At 58.0% G+C, this 778-nt stretch carries 1 protein-coding gene; it reads right to left on the bottom strand.

Features of this window, described 5'->3' with window-relative positions; translation table 11 throughout:
• Nucleotides 1-36: 36 nt before the first annotated feature.
• Entirely contained in the window at nucleotides 37-525 is a 489-nt protein-coding gene (locus tag AC1DZC_RS19910) for a hypothetical protein (protein WP_465170261.1), read from the bottom strand.
• Between the last annotated feature and the right edge of the window lie 253 nt (nucleotides 526-778).

The raw sequence follows: 778 nt of genomic DNA, 5'->3' as shown, positions 1-778 counted from the left end.
AAATAGGCGAGACGGCAGCGCCCCATTCAGCGCCGCCTACCAGCCCGACTGGCCGATAACGCCATCCAGAATGGCCTGTGTTGCGACGCAAAGCGGGCCACCGAGCGCCGTTCCCGTAAGACGAAGAATCGGTGCCGATCCGTCCGTGTCGCCCAGAGTGCGAAGTTCGACGACATGAAAGATGGTGGCGTATCCCCCTTGATAATACCAAACAATCGCTCGATCATCGAAGAAATAGGCGCGAACGAACTGGCGATGGGGCAATCCCTTCGACGCGTTGTCTTCCACGTCGAACGGTATGAATCGTTCCCCGACATCAGCCATGTCAAGCTTCTGCCTTTTGAATTCTGCAGCAATCTCGGGGGCATCACGCATCGCCGTGACGAGACGGGCGGGACGGGAGAAATGGCACGTCGCCGGTACGGGAGCGTCAGGGCGGGTGGCAACGGTCTGCCCGGTAGCGGGGCTGAATAAACCAGACAAACAAAGAGACAACGCTCCAACCACGAGCTTCAAGTTCGACATGACCTGCTCCCGATAACGAATATAATTTACTATAGGGAGTGCGCCATTTCCACGATGCCATCGCGTGTGATCGGCAACCGGACCGAAAGCGCTGGCCGCCACCCAGCAGTCCCGGCGTGAAATGATATTCGCTATCTTGTGAGTGAATGAGAATCGCGATATTCCGCACCGCAAGATCAACGAGAAGGGGAGCTGTGGGATGTCACTGAAGGGACGCGTCGCGATCGTCACGGGTTCGGGCGGTGGACTGGGG

This window comes from Cellulomonas sp. P2_B4, assembly GCF_056404795.1.
This window is presented reverse-complemented; position numbering and strand designations above follow the sequence as displayed.

Coding starts and splice junctions, on each gene's coding strand:
- AC1DZC_RS19910 (WP_465170261.1), bottom strand. CDS start 525: ATGTCGAACTTGAAGCTCGTGGTTGGAGCGTTGTCTCTTTGTTTGTCT.